The organism is Pseudomonas syringae pv. coryli str. NCPPB 4273 (genome assembly GCF_000972175.1).
GTDB classification, from domain to species: domain Bacteria; phylum Pseudomonadota; class Gammaproteobacteria; order Pseudomonadales; family Pseudomonadaceae; genus Aquipseudomonas; species Aquipseudomonas syringae.
Map to the genome: position 1 here is coordinate 121,806 of NZ_AWQP01000037.1, position 16,862 is coordinate 138,667.

The following is a 16,862-nucleotide window of genomic DNA, read 5'->3' on the forward strand; positions in this document are numbered from 1 at the left end:
GCAATGCTTAGACTCTTTTCCTCGGGCGTTTCCAAAAACGGAATGGCGTTTAAGCAGTGGGCGTTGATTGCGTTCTAAAATCATTATTTTTTACTTCCCTTGAGTCTCTGGGGCAACTCGTCAACGGACAATGACCTTGCCCGCCGGGAACAAGTCAGGTGTCTTGTCGTCGACAAACCCCTATAATGCGCGCCGGTTTTTGAGGTATTGGTCATGAGTGCAGAAGATCCACGGTTCGCTGGCATCGCGCGTCTATATGGCGTCGAGGGGCTGGCACGCTTGCGCGCGGCTCATGTGGCCGTGGTGGGTATCGGCGGCGTGGGCTCCTGGGCGGCGGAAGCGATGGCGCGCAGTGGCGTGGGCGAGATTTCGCTGTTCGACATGGACGATGTCTGTGTCAGTAACAGCAACCGCCAGTTGCATGCACTGGACAGCACGGTCGGTCGGCCGAAGGTCGAGGTGATGGCCGAGCGTATCCGCGCAATCAACCCCGATTGCATTGTCCATGCCGTGGCTGATTTCGTGACCCGCGACACCATGGCCGAGTGCATTACCCCGGACATGGACTTCGTGATCGACTGTATCGACAGCGTCAACGCCAAGGCTGCGCTGATTTCCTGGTGCAAGCGGCGCAAGATTCAGATGGTCACCACCGGCGGGGCGGGCGGGCAGATCGATCCGACTCTGATTCAGATCGCCGACCTGAACCGCACCTTCAATGACCCGCTGGCCTCCAAGGTGCGCTCGACCCTGCGTCGGGATTATGGTTTTTCACGCACGCCGAACCGTCACTACAGCGTGCCTTGCGTGTTTTCCACTGAACAACTGCGCTACCCCAAGCCGGATGGCAGTATTTGTCTGGAAAAGAAATTCGTCGGCGAGGGCGTAAAGCTCGATTGCGCCGGTGGTTTCGGTGCAGTGATGATGGTGACCGCGACCTTTGGCATGATTGCCGCCACCCGTGCGGTGGACAAACTGGTAGCGGGCACGCGACGGCCTTCGGAGCGGATCAAGCCAGTGCCGGCCACGCCTGATCAGGCTTGAGTCAGCTGACGCATCTTCTGCAGTACGGCATTCAGGCCGTTGCTGCGCGAGGGTGATAGCTGGCGGGCGAGGCCCAATTGATTGAACCAGTCAGGTAAATCCACGGCTGCCAGCTCTCGTTCCGACAGTCCGTTGACACGCGCCAGCAGCAGCGCCACCAGGCCGCGAATCAGTCTAGCGTCGCTGCCGGCCCGAAACAGCCAGGCGTTGTCGCTGACTTCGCCGGTCAGCCAGACCTTGCTTTCACAACCGTGTACCAGATTCTCGTCGGTCCTTTCTTCGTCACCCAGCGGCGCAAGTTGATCACCCCATTGCATCAGCAGGCGTGCGCGCTGTTCCCAGCCTTGCGGCCGGGAAAAACTGTCGAGCGCAGTTTGCGCCAAGGGCGGCAGGCTCATCGAAGCAGCTCCAGTGCCTGATCCAGTGCGCTGAAGAACTGCAGCAGATCATCCGAATCGTTGTACAGCGCCAGTGACACGCGAATCGCGCCGGGCAGGCCAAGGGTCTTGAACAGCGGCATCGCGCAGTGATGGCCAGCGCGCACGGCAATGCCCTGCTCGGTCAGCAGGTGGGCCACATCGGCATTGTGAACGCCATCGACGACGAAGCTGACCAGTGCCAGATCCGGCGAGCCCAGGACCTGAATGCCGTCCCGCTGCTGCAGGCCCTCGAGCAGGCGACGGTGCAGTCTGGCTTCATGTTCTGCAACCGCCTGATGGTCGAGACTGTCCAGGTAACTCAGGGTAGCGCCCAGACCGATCACACTGGCAATGGGCGGGGTGCCGGCTTCGAAACCCAGGGGTGCCGGACGAAATTTCGCGTGTTGATAATCGGCCGTCAGCACCATCTCGCCGCCGAACTGCCAATGCGCAAGGCTGGGCAGCGCTTCGTTGCGTCCGTAAAGCACGCCGAGTCCTTCCGGGCCATACAGTTTGTGGCTGGAAAACACATAAAAATCGCAGCCCAGCGCCTGTACATCATGGCGTCCGTGCACCACGCCCTGCGAGCCGTCCACGACGGTGAGCGCGCCTTGGGTCTTGGCCAGTGCGATAAGGCGGGCGAGGGGCTGCCAGGTGCCGAGCACGTTAGAGAGCTGGGTGACTGCGAGCAGGCGCGTGCGCGGTCCGATCAGGTTGGCTGCCGCGTCGCAGTCGATCACGCCATCGATGTCCAGCGGCAGAACCACCAGTTTCAGGCCGCGTCGCTGAGCCAGTTGCTGCCATGGCAGCAGATTGGCGTGATGCTCCAGCGCACTGATGGCGATTTCGTCGCCCGCCGCGAATTCATGTTCCAGCCCGTAGGCCAGCAGGTTCAGCGCAGACGTTGCGCCGTGGGTGAAGATGATCTGGCCGTTCTCGCCGGCATTCAGCCAGTGAGCGACCTTGCCACGGCTGGCCTCGAACGCTTGAGTGGCGTGCGCGCCGGGCAGATGCTGGGCACGATGCACATTGGCGGCACCGTTGGCGTAGTAATGAGTCAGGGCGTCGATAAGCGCCTGAGGCTTTTGCGTCGTGGCGGCGTTGTCCAGATAGGTCTGGCCTTGCCGTTGCAGAGCGGCGATGGCGGGGAAGTCGCCGCGCCAGGGAGAGAAGAGGGGCATTGTTCGTCCCGCGTGTGCAGGCGGGTTCAAAGCCGTCAGCCTTGAACCCGCACACAGCATCAGTTATGAGCGTGCAGTGCTTCGTTCAGCTCGACGGCCGACTTGTGGGTTTTGCATTCCACCGCGCCGGTCTGAGAGTTGCGACGGAACAACAGGTCGGTCTGACCCGCCAGCTCGCGGGCCTTGACGATCTTGACCAGCTCATTGTTTTCGTCGAGCAGCGCGACCTTGGTACCTGCGGTCACGTACAGGCCCGACTCCACGGTGTTGCGATCACCCAGCGGGATGCCGATGCCGGCGTTGGCACCGATCAGGCAGCCTTCACCGACCTTGATGATGATGTTGCCACCACCGGACAGCGTGCCCATGGTCGAGCAGCCGCCGCCCAGATCCGAGCCCTTGCCGACGAATACGCCAGCGGAAACGCGGCCTTCGATCATGCCCGGGCCTTCGGTGCCGCCATTGAAGTTGACGAAGCCTTCGTGCATGACGGTCGTGCCTTCGCCGATATAGGCGCCCAGACGCACGCGAGCGCTGTCAGCGATACGAACGCCGCTCGGCACGACGTAATCGGTCATTTTCGGGAATTTGTCGACCGAGAATACTTCCAGCAGCTCGCCCTTGAGGCGTGCTTCGAGTTGACGCTCGGCCAGCTCGACCAGATCGACCGCGCCCTGGCTGGTCCAGGCCACGTTTGGCAGCAGGGGGAAGATGCCTGCCAGGTTCAGACCGTGCGGCTTGACCAGGCGGTGCGACAGCAGATGCAGCTTGAGGTACGCCTCGGGAGTCGACGTCAGTGTGGCGTCTTCGGCCAGCAGGGTCGCGACCAGCGGCTTCTGGCTTTCGGCCAGACGAGTCAGCAGTGCGGCTTGAGTCGCGTCCACGGATTTGGCCGCTTCGGCCAGCTTGTAGGCCATGTCGACATTGAAGGTGATTGCCTGGTTGCCGCCGGTGTAACCCAGAACCGGTGCGATAGCCGCGACCAGTTCCGCAGAAGGATTGATCAGAGGCTGAGCATAAAATACTTCAAGCCATGCGCCTTGACGATTTTGGGTGCCGACGCCGAAGGCCAGGCTGAACAGGGTGGTGGACATGTAAATACCTCGTGGCTTTATCAAGGGGCTTTCAGTAGCGCTCTGGCTTACTGTAAAGCCGCTGCATACAGGTCAGGCTTGAAGCCGATCAGGGTTTTATCGCCCAGATCAAGCACTGGACGCTTGATCATGGACGGCTGCGCGAGCATCAGTTCTATGGCCTTCGCCTGGTCGAGATCGGCCTTTTGTCCGTCTTCGAGCTTGCGAAAGGTCGTGCCTGCGCGGTTCAGCACAACCTGCCATCCGTGTTCATTGCACCACTGCTCGAGGTGCTCACGGTCGATGCCCTGGGTCTTGTAGTCGTGAAATTCGTAGCTCGCCGAATGCTCGTCGAGCCAGGTACGAGCCTTCTTCATCGTGTCGCAGGCTTTGATGCCAAATAGAGTGTAAGTCATTGTTTAAGGTGGGGTGGCTGATCTTGCTCGATACTCCCCACGTCTTCTCCTCGCAATTCAGCCGGCTATTATGCCACGTCAGTCCGTTCAGTGTCGTGACAGCGCCAGTACGGTTACTGAACGGAAATTAGATAATAAGGATAACCATCATTAAGAAAACTTCACCCGCTCCTGCTTGAGTCGCTGGCTGCTGCGGGCAATTATTACCCGTCATTTGAAGTTTGGGTGCGTTATGTCTGAGCAAGAGAAGAAGCGTCAGGAAGCGCTTGTCCGGCAGCGTTATTACAGGGAGCGTCAACGTGCCGAGGGATTCAAGCAAAGTACCCTCTGGATTCACGGTGAAGCCGAAGCCCAGGGCCGGCTGGCTGCCCGCGAAGGAAAGCCGTTGCTGCCCATGCAGTCTCATGATCCGGTCAGTTGGGCGGTCGGCTGGGTGGCTGAAAAACTGCGAACCCGAGAGTAGTCAGCACTTTTTTCGGGCGGCCACGCCACACGTTGGAAACGTATGGCGCGCTGTTGATTGCCGCATGATCAACACGTGCCCGGACGCTCTCCGTCAGGGCGTTTCAAATTTCGAGTTGCCACGGTCCGCATAGATAGCGCCCATCACGGCGATGTCATTGCTGCTGAGCGTCTTGCCCACATTGATGATCTCGAAGTCGCCGAGGGTCAGGCCGTTGGGGATATCGAAATGCATGATCGAGTCACGGTCGTAAGCCGAGTGGTGGAAGTCGGCGGCCTCGTACCTGTCGAAAAAATTGGTATTGATCTCTTCTTCACTCAATCCGGTTTGCGAAAGCAGTGAGCGCACCAGCGGTTCGTTCCAGGGGATGTTTGCCTGCGGATGCTGATGCTCGTGAACCGCACCGAGCGCGTGTCCGAATTCATGCAGCACGATGCGCGTCAGGTCCGGCATGGGTTTCAGATCCGCCGTGTACAGTTCTTTGAGGTTGAACTCCATGGTCGACTCATCAGGCTCGGCCAGCAGGGTGTCGGTGCCTATGGCGCTCCAGTTCAAATGTTCATTGAAGCCAATTCGGATATCGCTCGCTCCGTCCGTCACGAACTCGAATTTCAGGTTTATGTGCGGCAGCCATTTGCTTGCCGCTTCTATGATGGGCGCTGTGAGGGTGGCTGGAGGGTTCTTGAGGAAAAGAACTTTCAGGGTTCGCCCGCGAGCCCAGTATTTGCTGAACGAAACCAGCAGGCGCGCCTGGTGCCTTGACTGGCTGGTGTTGTTGCCGGTTTCCGATTGGTAAGCAGGGGTGGTTTCCGCGTTAGCGGGGTTTTCGCGAATCGCCGCTTCATACGAAGCCTGGTGATTTCCAGCGCTGCGCATGCAGCAGGATGCGGGCAGTTTTAAGCCTTTGGGAGCAGTGGATGCGGGCATGAGATTGGCCTTCATAGTTGTTCGCTTCGTGTCTGGAAGCATGAAAAATGAAGGTTGAGAGTACGTTCACGCACGGGGCGGAAGGTGGTAACTAATTACCCCGCCGCACATTGCATGCGGCGGGGCGATCTTTTTGGGTTTGGCTTTTACTTGCTCAGGAAGGCGCGGATACGTTCTGCCGCTTCGATGCATTCGGCCAACGGTGCCACCAGCGCCAGGCGCACCCGGCCTGCGCCAGGGTTGACGCCATCCACTTCGCGGGAAAGGTACGAGCCCGGTACTGCGGTGACATGCTGATCGACGAACAGATCGCGGCAAAATGCAGCGTCATCGGTGCCGACATTCGGCCACAGATAAAAACCACCGTCCGGGCGCTGAACGTCGAGCACCGGGCTCAGGATGTCGAGCACCGCAGCGAATTTTTCGCGGTACAGATCACGGTTGGCGCGTACGTGCTCCTCATCATTCCAGGCCGCGATGCTGGCCAGTTGAGTCTGAACCGGCATGGCGCAGCCGTGATAAGTCCGATACAGCAGGAAAACCTTGAGGATCTCCGCGTCACCCGCCACAAAACCGGAGCGCAGGCCCGGCAGGTTGGAGCGCTTGGACAGGCTGTGGAAGACCACGCAGCGTTTGAAATCCTTGCGGCCCAGCTCGACGCAGGCGCTGAGCAGGCCCGGCGGCGGGCTCTGCTCGTCGAAGTACAGCTCGCTGTAGCACTCGTCCGCAGCAATGACGAAGTCATGTTCGTCAGCCAGGGCAATGAGCTTTTTCAGGGTTTCAACCGGAATCAGTGCCCCGGTCGGGTTGCCCGGCGAGCACAGAAAGAGGATCTGGCAACGCTTCCAGATGTCCGGGCTGACCGCATCGAAATCGGGATTGAAACCGTTCTCGCTCAGGCATGGCAGGTAGTGTGGCTGGGCTCCGGCCAGAAACGCAGCGCCTTCATAAATCTGGTAGAACGGATTCGGGCTGATCACCAGGCCGTCATCGCTGCGATTGACCACGGTCTGGGTGAAGGCGAACAGCGCTTCGCGCGTGCCGTTGACCGGTAGTACATTGCGCGCCGGATCGATCCAGCCCTGTGGTACGCCGAATCGACGGCTGCACCAGCCGGCAATGGCTTCGCGCAGTGCCGGAATACCCAGCGTGGTTGGGTAAACCGCCATCTGATCGAGATTGTCGGCCAGCGCCTTGGCGACGAAATCGGGGGAGCGGTGCTTCGGCTCGCCAATCGACAGCGCTACCGGACGCTTTTCCGGATTGGGCGTTACGCCGGCCAGCAAGGCGCGCAGCTTCTCGAAAGGGTAAGGCTGAAGCAGTTGCATGGCGTTATTCATGGAACGTGTTCCTCAATGAGCTGCGTTGAGTCGATTCGTAGGAGCGAATGTTCATATGCTGATCCGCAAATCGCCGCCTTGCTCTGAGTTGACACTCAGTTGCTTGACGATTGCATCCTGCAACTGGCGGCACAATTGTGGATCGGACAGCGGGTGATTGTTGGCGTCGGTGATGAAGAACACGTCTTCCACGCGTTCGCCCAGCGTTGCAATCTTGGCGTTCTGCAGGGACAGGTCGAACTCCAGGAAGATCTTGCCGACGCGCGCCAGCAGGCCGGGACGATCCGGTGCCAGCAACTCGAGTACCGTCACTGGGCGCTGGGCGTCGTTGTGGATGGTGACTTGCGGGGCGAAGGCAAAATGCTTGAGCTGACGCGGCACGCGGCGCTTGATGATTGTCGGGTAATCATCCGGGTTGCGCAGGGCTTCGGTCAGGCCTTCGCGGATGTCCTGAATACGCTCCGGATTGTTGCCGATCGAACCACCCTCATGGTCGAGGACGATGTAGGTGTCGAGTGTGAATTTGCTGCTGGACGTAATAATGCGCGCGTCGTGAATGTTCAGGTTCAACTGGTCCATCGCCGCCACGGTAACCGCGAAGAAGTCATGCTGATCCGGGGCGTAAATGAAGATCTGTGTCCCGCCCTCGAATTCACGCTGCGTGGTCTCCTTGATCAGCACCAGCGGACCGCCGTCGGCCGGTTGCTGCAGGATTGCATCGCTATGCCAGGCCACGTCGCCTGCGGTGTGACGCAGGAAGTAATCGTCGCCCAGTGCTGACCAGAGTTGCTCGACATCATCAGGATCGGTGCCGTTGCGTACCAGAATATCCAGCGCGGCAGTCTGTGTGCGACGAATCTGTTCTTCGCGGTCGACCGGGTTTTCCAGGCCGCGGCGCAAGGCCCGCTTGGTCTCGGTGTACAGCTGGCGCAGCAGGCTGGCGCGCCACGAGTTCCAGAGCGTCGGGTTGGTCGCATTGATGTCGGCGACGGTCAGCACATACAGGTAATCCAGATGCACTTCGTCGCCCACGAACTGGGCAAAGTCGTGAATGACCTGCGGGTCGGAGAGATCCTTGCGCTGGGCGGTGGTCGACATCACCAGGTGGTTGCTCACCAGCCAGACGATGAGCCGGGTGTCCCAGGCAGGCAGATGATGGCGCGTACCGAAGGCCTGCGCGTCGATGGCGCCGAGCTCCGAGTGATCACCGCCACGACCCTTGCCGATGTCGTGATAAAGCCCGGCCAGATAGATCAGCTCCGGCTTGGGCAGGCGCCCCATGATCTTGCTGGCCAGCGGGAATTTCTCGGACACCTCGGTGTACTGCAGCTTGCGCAGGTGCTTGATCAGATTCAGAGTGTGCGCGTCGACCGTATAGATGTGAAACAGGTCATGCTGCATCTGGCCGACGATATGGCCGAACTCCGGCAGGTACAGGCCGAGAATGCCGTAGCGGTTCATCCGGCGCAGGTTGCGGTGAATGCCTATTTCGCACTTGAACAGCTCGATGAACAGGCTGGTGTTGCGAATATCGTTGCGGAACTCGTCGTTGATCAGGTGCCGATGTTCACGCAGCAGGCGAATGGTGTCGGCGCGTACTCCCTTTATCTCCGGGTGCTGGGCCATGAGCACGAAGATTTCGATCATGGCGAACGGGGTGCGCTTGAAGACGTTCGGATGAGTAGCTTCTATATAACCGTCGTGCAGCTGAAAGCGTGAATTGATTGGCTGTGCTGTACCGCTGTCGTCGGAAAGAATCACTTCTTCGAAATGCTGGATGATCAGATCGCTGAGTTCGGCGATGCTCATGACCACTCGGTAGTACTTCTGCATGAAGCGCTCTATGGCCAGCTTGGCATCGTTGTCTTCATAGCCCAGCAACCCGGCGATGCGCACCTGATAATCGAACAGAAGCCGGTCCTCGGAGCGTCCGGCCAGCATGTGCAGCGCATAACGCACTTTCCACAAAAACTCCTGGGAGGAGGCGAGCAGGGCGTTTTCGCTGCCCAGCAGGAAGCCTTCGCCTGCCAGTGCGTGCAGATTCAGCGTGCCATACTGACGCCGCGCAACCCAGAGGATGGTCTGAATATCGCGCAGGCCGCCCGGAGAACCCTTGACGTTGGGTTCCAGGTTGTATTCGGTGTCGTTGTACTTGTGATGGCGTTTTTTCTGCTCAGCGTGCTTGGCGAGGAAGAACTCCTTGCTCGGCCACATATACTCGGTGCTGGTGACTTCCAGCATGCGCTGGCGCAGGCGTTCGGGGCCGGCGATGGTGCGGCTTTCCATCAGATTGGTGATCACGGTCAGGTCGGCGCGGCCTTCCTGTGCGCATTCGTTGACCGAGCGTACGCTCTGTCCGACTTCCAGGCCGATGTCCCATAGCAGCGTCAGAAACCGCTCGATGGGTTCACGGAAAACTTCGTGGTCGTCGCTGTCCAGCAGGATCAGCAGATCGATGTCCGAGTAAGGATGCAGCTCGCCGCGCCCGTAGCCACCCACTGCCAGAAGCGCGATGTCGGCGTCTTCACTCCATTCGAACTGATCCCAGGCCTTTTGCAGGATGTTATCGACAAACCATGCCCGGTCCTCGATCAGTCGTCGAATGTCACGGCCCGACCTGAAGCGCTCATCAAGGACGTCTCTCGCCCGGCGGATGGCCTTCTTGAACGCAGCGATGGGGCTGGCTTTCAAGGCCAGTTCGGCCTGGAACTGGCCACGATCGAACAAGTCTGGATCTACTTGCGGCATTGAACAGTATTCCTCGTGTCGGGCTGTGCAAGTGACGGGCGGGCGTTCAGCCGGGGATGATCGGGTCAGGGAGCCTTTTGGGCAATGGTGTCATCGCTGCGCAAGGTGAAGATTTCGTAACCGTCAGCGGTCACCAGCAGCGTGTGCTCCCATTGCGCCGAGAGCTTGCGGTCCTTGGTGATCGCCGTCCAGCCATCGCCGAGAATCTTGGTTTCAGGGCGGCCCTGGTTGATCATCGGTTCGATGGTGAAGGTCATGCCTTCCTGCAGCTCGATACCGGTTCCGGCCTCGCCAAAGTGCATGACCTGTGGCTCTTCATGAAACACCTTGCCGATGCCATGACCGCAGAACTCGCGAACCACGGAGAAGCCGTTCTTTTCGGCGTGTTTCTGGATGACGGCACCGATGTCACCCAGGCGAGTGCCGGGTTTGACGATTTCGATGGCCTTGTACAGGCACTCCTGAGTCACCTTCGACAGGCGCTCGGCCCATACCGGAACGGTGCCGACATGGAACATCCGGCTGGTGTCGCCATGGTAGCCGTCCTTGATGACGGTGACGTCGATGTTCAGCGAGTCACCGTCCTTCAGCTTCTTGTCGCTCGGGATGCCGTGGCAGACCACCTGGTTGATCGAGGTGCAGATCGACTTGGGGAAGCCCTTGTAGTTCAGCGGGGCCGGGATCGCCTTCTGTTCGTTGACGATATAGTCGTGGCAGAGGCGGTCCAGCTCTTCGGTGGTCACACCAGGCTTGACGTGCGGCGCGATCATTTCCAGAACATCGGCGGCCAGGCGACCGGCGATGCGCATCTTTTCGATGTCTTCCGGAGTTTTGAGGGTGATGGTCATACGAATTCTCTCGGCGTGGCAGGCACGCGGTGGGTGCGCAAAGGCGCAATTCTATCAGACCGCCGGTGCCGGGTAATCATCGCTTCCTTCTATAGGCTGTCCATGCAGCTGCAAAGTCACCGCAAAACAAGCACTTGATGGGAGTTCCGTTCTCTTCCCTTTTATGATATAAAATGCGCCGCTTTCCAAGGTCCGTCCTTGAAGCACAAACCCACACACGTGTCGACACGATGACCTGGGTGCCCTTGGCAGATGCCATTGGTTGGTCATTGGGATACGTGGAGGCCTAACCCGACTTATCAAGGAACTATTTATGTCCCAAGTCAATATGCGCGATATGCTGAAGGCTGGTTGCCACTTCGGTCACCAGACCCGTTACTGGAATCCGAAAATGGGTAAATACATTTTCGGCGCGCGTAACAAGATTCACATCATCAACCTTGAAAAAACCCTGCCTATGTTCAACGAAGCGCTGACTTTCGTTGAGCGCCTGGCGTCGGGCAAAAACAAGATTCTGTTCGTCGGCACCAAGCGTTCCGCTGGCAAGATCGTTGCTGAAGAAGCAGCACGTTGCGGTTCGCCGTACGTCGACCATCGCTGGTTGGGCGGCATGCTGACCAACTTCAAGACCATCCGTCAGTCGATCAAACGTCTGCGCGAGCTGGAAGTACAGGCTGAAGACGGTACTTTCGCCAAGCTGACCAAGAAAGAAGCCCTGATGCGCACCCGTGATCTGGAAAAACTGGATCGCAGCCTGGGTGGTATCAAGGACATGGGCGGTCTGCCGGACGCTCTGTTCGTCATCGACGTTGATCACGAGCGCATCGCGATCACCGAAGCCAACAAGCTGGGCATCCCGGTTATCGGCGTCGTCGATACCAACAGCAGCCCGGAAGGCGTTGACTACATCATCCCGGGCAACGATGACGCAATCCGCGCCATCCAGCTGTACATGGGTTCGATGGCTGATGCTGTTATCCGTGGTCGTAACAATGTTGCTGGCGGCACCGACGTTTTCGTCGAAGAAGCTCCAGCGGCAGCTGCTGTAGAAGGCTGAGTACAAACGCCTGGCGTTTACTCAGTACGCGAAAAGGGGGCTTAGCCCCCTTTTTGCCACCTAGGAAATGATTTGTCGGTCTGTAACCATGACCTCGCTGTCATGTGTTGCTGCCACCCTGATTTTTCAAGAATTGCACGCCCGGCCTGCCGGGTGGAATGGTTGAAGACCTATCCAAGAGGATTTTGAAATGGCAGAGATTACTGCAGCGTTGGTCAAAGAACTGCGCGAGCGTACCGGCGAAGGCATGATGGATTGCAAAAAGGCCTTGACCAAGGCTGGCGGCGACATCGAAAAAGCAATCGACGATATGCGTGCTTCCGGCGCCATCAAGGCCGCCAAGAAGGCAGGTAACGTGGCTGCTGAAGGCGCTATCGCCATCAAGGACGACGGTAAAGCCGCTGTCATCATCGAAGTCAACTCGCAGACCGACTTCCTGGCTCTGCAAGACGACTTCAAGGCTTTCGTTGCTGCAAGCGTCGAAAAAGCCTTCGCTGACAAGCTGACTGATGTCGCTCCGTTGATCGAAGCTCAGGAAGCTGCACGTCTGGTACTGGTCGGCAAGGTTGGCGAAAACGTCAACATCCGTCGCCTGAAGCGTATCGAAGGTGACGTGGTAGGTACTTACCTGCACGGCAACAAGATCGGCGTGGTTGTTACCCTCAAGGGTGGCGACGTCGAGCTGGCCAAAGATATCGCCATGCACGTAGCGGCAAGCAACCCCGAGTTCCTGTTCCCTTCGGAAGTTTCTGCCGAAGCGATCGAGCGCGAGAAGAATGTCTTCCTGCAACTGAACGAAGACAAGATCAAAGGCAAGCCTGCTGAAATCGTTGAAAAAATGGTTGGCGGTCGTATCACCAAGTTCCTGGCAGAAGCCAGCCTGGTCGAGCAAGCCTTCGTCAAGAACCCGGAAGTCAAGGTCGGTGATCTGGCCAAGAAAGCCGGCGCTGAAATCGTTTCCTTCACCTACTTCAAGGTAGGCGACGGCATCGAGAAGCCAGTTGATAACTTCGCTGACGAAGTGGCTGCTCAACTGGCTGCCGCGAAGCAGTAAGACGGTTTTTCAACTGTCGCCCCAAAGAGGCTGCCCGCTTACGCGTGCGGCCTCTTTGTCGAAAGAGGAAAGGAAATTTTCCTTGGAGATTGTGCTCACAAGGCTGCATTCTCCCGACGCGCGCAAAGCGTCAAGCTAAAGTAAGCGCAGGCTTGAAATAGCCCGCACAGATTTTTTTCAGAAAACGCCGCAGGAGAGATTCGCAATGGCTCAGCAGGGCAGTGGTTATCAGGCTCGCTATAAACGCATTCTACTCAAGCTTAGCGGTGAGGCCCTCATGGGCTCGGAAGAGTTCGGCATCGATCCCAAGGTGCTGGACCGCATGGCGCTGGAAGTCGGCCAGCTGGTCGGTATCGGCGTTCAGGTCGGTCTGGTGATCGGTGGCGGCAACCTGTTCCGTGGCGCGGCCTTGAGTGCTGCGGGCATGGACCGTGTGACAGGCGATCACATGGGCATGCTGGCCACTGTGATGAACGCCCTGGCAATGCGCGATGCGCTGGAGCGCGCTAATATCACCGCCATCGTGATGTCGGCCATTTCCATGGTGGGTGTGACCGATCATTATGATCGCCGCAAGGCCATGCGCCATCTCAGCGCCAAGGAAGTGGTGATTTTTGCTGCCGGTACCGGTAATCCGTTCTTTACCACCGACTCGGCTGCCTGCCTGCGTGCAATCGAGATCGACGCCGATGTAGTGCTCAAGGCCACCAAGGTGGACGGTGTTTACACCGCTGATCCGTTCAAGGACCCGAATGCCGAGAAGTTCGATCATCTGACCTACGATGAAGTGCTGGATCGCAAGCTGGGTGTGATGGATCTGACCGCAATCTGCCTGTGTCGCGATCACAAGATGCCATTGCGCGTCTTCAACATGAACAAGCCGGGTGCTCTTCTGAATATCGTCCATGGTGGCGCCGAAGGGACCCTGATCGAGGAAGCACAATAATGATCAACGAAATCAAGAAAGATGCTCAGACCCGCATGCAGAAGAGCCTGGAGTCGCTGACCCATGCCTTCACCCGTATCCGTACCGGCAAGGCGCATCCAAGCATTCTGGGTGGTGTCATGGTTCCTTACTACGGTGCCGATACCCCGCTGAGCCAGGTTGCCAACGTGACCGTCAAGGACTCGCGTACCCTTCAGGTCGTGGCGTTCGAGCGCAATATGCTGGCCGCTGTCGACAAGGCCATCCAGAGCTCCGGTCTGGGCTTCAACCCGACCAACCTGGGTGAGTTGCTGCTGATCTCCATGCCGGCGCTGACCGAAGAAACCCGCAAGGGCTTCACCAAGCAGGCGCGTGATGCCGCAGAAGATGCCCGTGTGGCCGTCCGTAACATTCGCCGTGACGCCTTGAGCCAGTTGAAAGACCTGGTCAAGGAGAAGGAAATCAGCGAAGACGAAGAGCGCCGTGCGGCCGACGACGTACAGAAGCTGACTGACAAGTTCGTGGCGGAAATCGAAGTTTCGGTCAAGCAGAAAGAAGCCGATCTGATGGCTGTTTAAGGTTTCGGACGCTTTCATGGAAAAGATAAAACCGGCCGTGCCGTCTTCGGTGCCGCGCCATGTCGCGATTATCATGGATGGTAATAATCGCTGGGCGAAGAAACGCCTGCTGCCAGGCGTTGCAGGCCATAAGGCGGGTGTCGATGCCGTGCGGGCCGTTATCGAGGTCTGCGCCGAAGCCCGGGTCGAAGTGCTGACACTGTTCGCGTTCTCCAGTGAAAACTGGCAGCGCCCGGCCGAAGAGGTTGGTGCGTTGATGGAGCTGTTTTTCACGGCGTTGCGCCGTGAAACCAAGCGCCTGAACGAGAACGAGATCAGCCTGCGGATCATCGGCGACCGCTCGCGCTTTCATCCTGAGCTTCAGGCTGCCATGCGCGAGGCGGAAGTGCGCACCTCTGGCAACAGCCGCTTCGTGCTGCAGATCGCTGCCAACTACGGTGGGCAGTGGGACATCGCGCAGGCCGCCCAGCGGCTGGCGCGTGAGGTTCAGGCCGGACACCTGCAGCCGGAGGACATTACTCCCCAGTTGTTGCAGACCTGCCTGGCCACCGGCGACCTGCCGTTGCCGGATCTGTGCATCCGCACCGGCGGTGAGCACCGCATCAGCAACTTCCTGCTTTGGCAGCTGGCCTACGCCGAGCTGTACTTCTCCGACCTGTTCTGGCCGGACTTCAAACACGATGCCATGCGCGCTGCGCTGGCAGATTTCGCTTCTCGCCAACGTCGCTTCGGTAAAACCAGCGAACAGGTAGAAGCTGGAGCCCGGGCTTAATGCTGAAACAACGGATCATCACGGCACTCATTCTGTTGCCGATCGCCTTGTGCGGGTTTTTCCTGCTGACCGGCATGTACTTCGCCCTGTTCATCGGGGTCGTCGTCGTTCTGGGTGCCTGGGAATGGGCGCGGCTCGCAGGTTTTGCCGCGCAGTCGATGCGTATCGGTTATGCGGCTGTGGTCGCTGTTCTACTTTTCCTCATGTACCTGCTGCCGGGGCTGGAGCCCTGGGTGCTGGTTGCCGCCGTCATCTGGTGGGGTGTTGCGACCTTTCTGGTCCTTACCTATCCGGACTCGAGCAGCCACTGGGCGAGTGCAGCGTGCAAGCTGGTCATCGGGCTTCTGATTCTGCTGCCTGCATGGCAGGGGCTGGTCCTGATCAAGCAATGGCCGTTGGGTAACTGGCTGATTCTGTCGGTGATGGTGCTGGTCTGGGCCGCCGACATCGGCGCTTATTTCTCCGGCAAGGCTTTTGGCAAGCGCAAGCTGGCGCCCAAGGTGAGCCCTGGCAAGAGCTGGGAGGGCGTATATGGCGGTCTGGTGGTCAGTCTGGGCATCACGGCAGCAGTTGGCTTTTACCGCGACTGGACGGTTGCGCAGTTCATAGCAGCGCTGTTTGGCGCCGCGGTGATCGTATTCATTTCGGTGATTGGCGACCTGACCGAAAGCATGTTCAAGCGCCAGTCCGGGGTCAAGGACAGCAGCAATCTGCTGCCTGGACACGGCGGGGTGCTGGACCGTATCGACAGCCTGACGGCGGCGATTCCGGTATTTGCCGTTCTGCTCTGGGCCGCTGACTGGGGTGTCATGTGAGTGGGCCGCAACAAATCACCATTCTGGGTGCAACCGGTTCCATCGGGCTGAGCACTCTGGATGTGGTTGCCCGTCATCCAGCGCTTTATCAGGTGTTCGCGCTCACCGGTTTCAGCCGCCTGGACGAATTGCTGGCCCTTTGCATCCGGCATACACCGCAGTACGCCGTAGTGCCTGACCAGGTGGTCGCCCGCAAGCTGCAGGATGACCTCGCGGCGGCCGGGCTCGATACCCGGGTGCTGGTCGGCGAAGGCGGTCTGTGCAAAGTAGCCGCAGACCCTCGGGTAGACGCAGTCATGGCCGCCATTGTCGGAGCTGCCGGCTTGCGTCCTACGCTGGCTGCGGTGGAGGCGGGCAAGAAGGTATTGCTGGCCAACAAGGAAGCGCTGGTCATGTCCGGCGCCTTGTTCATGCAGGCCGTTCGGCAAAGTGGCGCTGTGCTGTTGCCGATCGACAGTGAGCACAATGCGATCTTCCAGTGCCTGCCCGGCGACTTCGCTCGCGGGCTGGGTGCCGTCGGTGTGCGGCGGATCATGTTGACTGCCTCGGGCGGGCCGTTTCGCGAAACGCCGCTGGAGCAGTTGCACAATGTCACGCCTGAGCAGGCCTGTGCCCATCCAGTCTGGTCGATGGGGCGCAAGATCTCCGTCGATTCGGCAACCATGATGAACAAGGGGCTGGAGCTGATCGAAGCCTGCTGGCTGTTCGATGCGCGCCCGGATCAGGTCGAGGTGGTCATTCACCCGCAAAGCGTGATCCACTCGCTGGTCGATTATGTCGATGGCTCGGTGTTGGCTCAATTGGGCAATCCCGACATGCGTACGCCCATCGCCAATGCGCTGGCATGGCCTGCACGTGTAGACTCTGGCGTTGCGCCACTGGACCTGTTTCGTATCGGTCAGCTTGATTTTCAGGCGCCGGACGAAGAACGATTCCCTTGCCTGCGGCTGGCCCGACAGGCGGCAGAGGCTGGAGGCAGTGCGCCTGCGATGCTCAACGCGGCCAATGAAGTGGCCGTTGCGGCATTCCTCGACGGGCGTATCCGCTACCTGGAAATCGCCGGTATTATCGAGGAGGTTCTGGATCATGAGCCTGTCACCGCGGTCGAAGGACTCGATGCGGTGTTCGCCGCTGATGCGAAAGCGCGTTTGCTGGCGGGGCAATGGCTTGAAAGAAACGGGCGCTAGCGATCTGACAACCCG

17 protein-coding genes are annotated in these 16,862 nt (G+C 59.1%); 9 read left to right on the top strand and 8 right to left on the bottom strand.

Annotated elements, in window-relative coordinates:
- The first annotated feature begins 213 nt into the window (after positions 1–213).
- Complete coding sequence (tcdA, locus tag P406_RS16020) at positions 214–1,044, top strand: tRNA cyclic N6-threonylcarbamoyladenosine(37) synthase TcdA (RefSeq protein ID WP_046236713.1); 831 nt, start codon at positions 214–216, stop codon at positions 1,042–1,044.
- Here tcdA and P406_RS16025 read toward each other — a convergent pair.
- Genes P406_RS16025 through P406_RS16040 form a run of 4 tightly spaced genes read right to left on the bottom strand, consistent with a single transcriptional unit; the run spans position 1,035 to position 4,133 of the window.
- Positions 1,035–1,442: a SufE family protein gene (locus P406_RS16025; protein WP_046236714.1), complete on the bottom strand. Its 408-nt coding sequence runs from the start codon at positions 1,440–1,442 to the stop codon at positions 1,035–1,037. The genes tcdA and P406_RS16025 overlap by 10 nt on opposite strands.
- Entirely contained in the window at positions 1,439–2,644 is a 1,206-nt protein-coding gene (locus tag P406_RS16030) for an aminotransferase class V-fold PLP-dependent enzyme (RefSeq protein WP_046236715.1), read from the bottom strand. The genes P406_RS16025 and P406_RS16030 overlap by 4 nt, the downstream gene beginning before the upstream one ends.
- A gap of 59 nt (positions 2,645–2,703) precedes the next feature.
- The gene (gene dapD, locus P406_RS16035) at positions 2,704–3,738 is read right to left on the bottom strand and encodes a 2,3,4,5-tetrahydropyridine-2,6-dicarboxylate N-succinyltransferase (protein ID WP_003391105.1); all 1,035 of its coding nucleotides are present in this window, start codon (positions 3,736–3,738) and stop codon (positions 2,704–2,706) included.
- Between the two features lie 47 nt (positions 3,739–3,785).
- A complete protein-coding gene (locus P406_RS16040) occupies positions 3,786–4,133 on the bottom strand; it encodes an ArsC family reductase (protein WP_003314287.1) in 348 nt (115 codons plus the stop codon).
- 232 nt (positions 4,134–4,365) lie between these two features.
- Between P406_RS16040 and P406_RS29430 the strand changes: the two genes are divergently transcribed.
- Positions 4,366–4,596: a hypothetical protein gene (locus P406_RS29430; protein WP_003314288.1), complete on the top strand. Its 231-nt coding sequence runs from the start codon at positions 4,366–4,368 to the stop codon at positions 4,594–4,596.
- A 93-nt stretch (positions 4,597–4,689) separates the two neighbouring features.
- On the opposite strand, the gene P406_RS16050 is transcribed toward P406_RS29430, so the two are convergent.
- The 4 genes from P406_RS16050 to map all read right to left on the bottom strand — a co-directional run bounded on the left by P406_RS16050 (position 4,690) and on the right by map (position 10,459).
- A complete protein-coding gene (locus P406_RS16050; protein ID WP_046236716.1) occupies positions 4,690–5,538 on the bottom strand; it encodes a matrixin family metalloprotease in 849 nt (282 codons plus the stop codon).
- A 131-nt stretch (positions 5,539–5,669) separates the two neighbouring features.
- Complete coding sequence (gene dapC / locus P406_RS16055; protein WP_046236717.1) at positions 5,670–6,863, bottom strand: succinyldiaminopimelate transaminase; 1,194 nt, start codon at positions 6,861–6,863, stop codon at positions 5,670–5,672.
- 51 nt (positions 6,864–6,914) lie between these two features.
- On the bottom strand, positions 6,915–9,611 hold the full coding sequence (locus tag P406_RS16060) for a [protein-PII] uridylyltransferase (protein ID WP_046236718.1): 2,697 nt from the start codon (positions 9,609–9,611) through the stop codon (positions 6,915–6,917).
- Positions 9,612–9,676: 65 nt separating this feature from the next.
- Positions 9,677–10,459 carry a type I methionyl aminopeptidase gene (gene map, locus P406_RS16065; protein ID WP_003391089.1) on the bottom strand — a complete coding sequence of 261 codons (783 nt, stop codon included), beginning with the start codon at positions 10,457–10,459 and terminating at the stop codon, positions 9,677–9,679.
- A gap of 313 nt (positions 10,460–10,772) precedes the next feature.
- Here map and rpsB point away from each other — a divergent pair, with 313 nt between their 5' ends.
- The 7 genes from rpsB to ispC all read left to right on the top strand — a co-directional run bounded on the left by rpsB (position 10,773) and on the right by ispC (position 16,847).
- A complete protein-coding gene (rpsB, locus tag P406_RS16070) occupies positions 10,773–11,516 on the top strand; it encodes a 30S ribosomal protein S2 (RefSeq protein ID WP_003314293.1) in 744 nt (247 codons plus the stop codon).
- A 190-nt stretch (positions 11,517–11,706) separates the two neighbouring features.
- Positions 11,707–12,570 carry a translation elongation factor Ts gene (tsf, locus tag P406_RS16075; RefSeq protein WP_003415531.1) on the top strand — a complete coding sequence of 288 codons (864 nt, stop codon included), beginning with the start codon at positions 11,707–11,709 and terminating at the stop codon, positions 12,568–12,570.
- Between the two features lie 205 nt (positions 12,571–12,775).
- Entirely contained in the window at positions 12,776–13,516 is a 741-nt protein-coding gene (gene pyrH, locus P406_RS16080) for a UMP kinase (RefSeq protein WP_003339591.1), read from the top strand.
- On the top strand, positions 13,516–14,073 hold the full coding sequence (gene frr, locus P406_RS16085) for a ribosome recycling factor (RefSeq protein ID WP_046236719.1): 558 nt from the start codon (positions 13,516–13,518) through the stop codon (positions 14,071–14,073). The genes pyrH and frr overlap by 1 nt, the downstream gene beginning before the upstream one ends.
- Positions 14,074–14,089: 16 nt before the next feature.
- Positions 14,090–14,845 carry a polyprenyl diphosphate synthase gene (gene uppS / locus P406_RS16090; RefSeq protein WP_003314296.1) on the top strand — a complete coding sequence of 252 codons (756 nt, stop codon included), beginning with the start codon at positions 14,090–14,092 and terminating at the stop codon, positions 14,843–14,845.
- On the top strand, positions 14,845–15,660 hold the full coding sequence (locus P406_RS16095; RefSeq protein WP_046236720.1) for a phosphatidate cytidylyltransferase: 816 nt from the start codon (positions 14,845–14,847) through the stop codon (positions 15,658–15,660). The genes uppS and P406_RS16095 overlap by 1 nt, the downstream gene beginning before the upstream one ends.
- Positions 15,657–16,847 (top strand): 1-deoxy-D-xylulose-5-phosphate reductoisomerase, encoded by a 1,191-nt coding sequence (gene ispC / locus P406_RS16100; RefSeq protein WP_046236721.1) that lies wholly within the window; start codon positions 15,657–15,659, stop codon positions 16,845–16,847. The genes P406_RS16095 and ispC overlap by 4 nt, the downstream gene beginning before the upstream one ends.
- Positions 16,848–16,862: the final 15 nt, after the last annotated feature.

Bases quoted from the DNA above. Each gene is read 5' to 3' on its own strand.
- tsf (WP_003415531.1), top strand. From the start codon at position 11,707: ATGGCAGAGATTACTGCAGCGTTGGTCAAAGAACTGCGCGAGCGTACC.
- dapC (WP_046236717.1), bottom strand. From the start codon at position 6,863: ATGAATAACGCCATGCAACTGCTTCAGCCTTACCCTTTCGAGAAGCTG.
- P406_RS29430 (WP_003314288.1), top strand. From the start codon at position 4,366: ATGTCTGAGCAAGAGAAGAAGCGTCAGGAAGCGCTTGTCCGGCAGCGT.
- frr (WP_046236719.1), top strand. From the start codon at position 13,516: ATGATCAACGAAATCAAGAAAGATGCTCAGACCCGCATGCAGAAGAGC.
- uppS (WP_003314296.1), top strand. From the start codon at position 14,090: ATGGAAAAGATAAAACCGGCCGTGCCGTCTTCGGTGCCGCGCCATGTC.
- tcdA (WP_046236713.1), top strand. From the start codon at position 214: ATGAGTGCAGAAGATCCACGGTTCGCTGGCATCGCGCGTCTATATGGC.
- rpsB (WP_003314293.1), top strand. From the start codon at position 10,773: ATGTCCCAAGTCAATATGCGCGATATGCTGAAGGCTGGTTGCCACTTC.
- map (WP_003391089.1), bottom strand. From the start codon at position 10,459: ATGACCATCACCCTCAAAACTCCGGAAGACATCGAAAAGATGCGCATC.
- P406_RS16030 (WP_046236715.1), bottom strand. From the start codon at position 2,644: ATGCCCCTCTTCTCTCCCTGGCGCGGCGACTTCCCCGCCATCGCCGCT.
- dapD (WP_003391105.1), bottom strand. From the start codon at position 3,738: ATGTCCACCACCCTGTTCAGCCTGGCCTTCGGCGTCGGCACCCAAAAT.
- pyrH (WP_003339591.1), top strand. From the start codon at position 12,776: ATGGCTCAGCAGGGCAGTGGTTATCAGGCTCGCTATAAACGCATTCTA.
- P406_RS16040 (WP_003314287.1), bottom strand. From the start codon at position 4,133: ATGACTTACACTCTATTTGGCATCAAAGCCTGCGACACGATGAAGAAG.
- P406_RS16060 (WP_046236718.1), bottom strand. From the start codon at position 9,611: ATGCCGCAAGTAGATCCAGACTTGTTCGATCGTGGCCAGTTCCAGGCC.
- P406_RS16025 (WP_046236714.1), bottom strand. From the start codon at position 1,442: ATGAGCCTGCCGCCCTTGGCGCAAACTGCGCTCGACAGTTTTTCCCGG.
- P406_RS16050 (WP_046236716.1), bottom strand. From the start codon at position 5,538: ATGAAGGCCAATCTCATGCCCGCATCCACTGCTCCCAAAGGCTTAAAA.
- P406_RS16095 (WP_046236720.1), top strand. From the start codon at position 14,845: ATGCTGAAACAACGGATCATCACGGCACTCATTCTGTTGCCGATCGCC.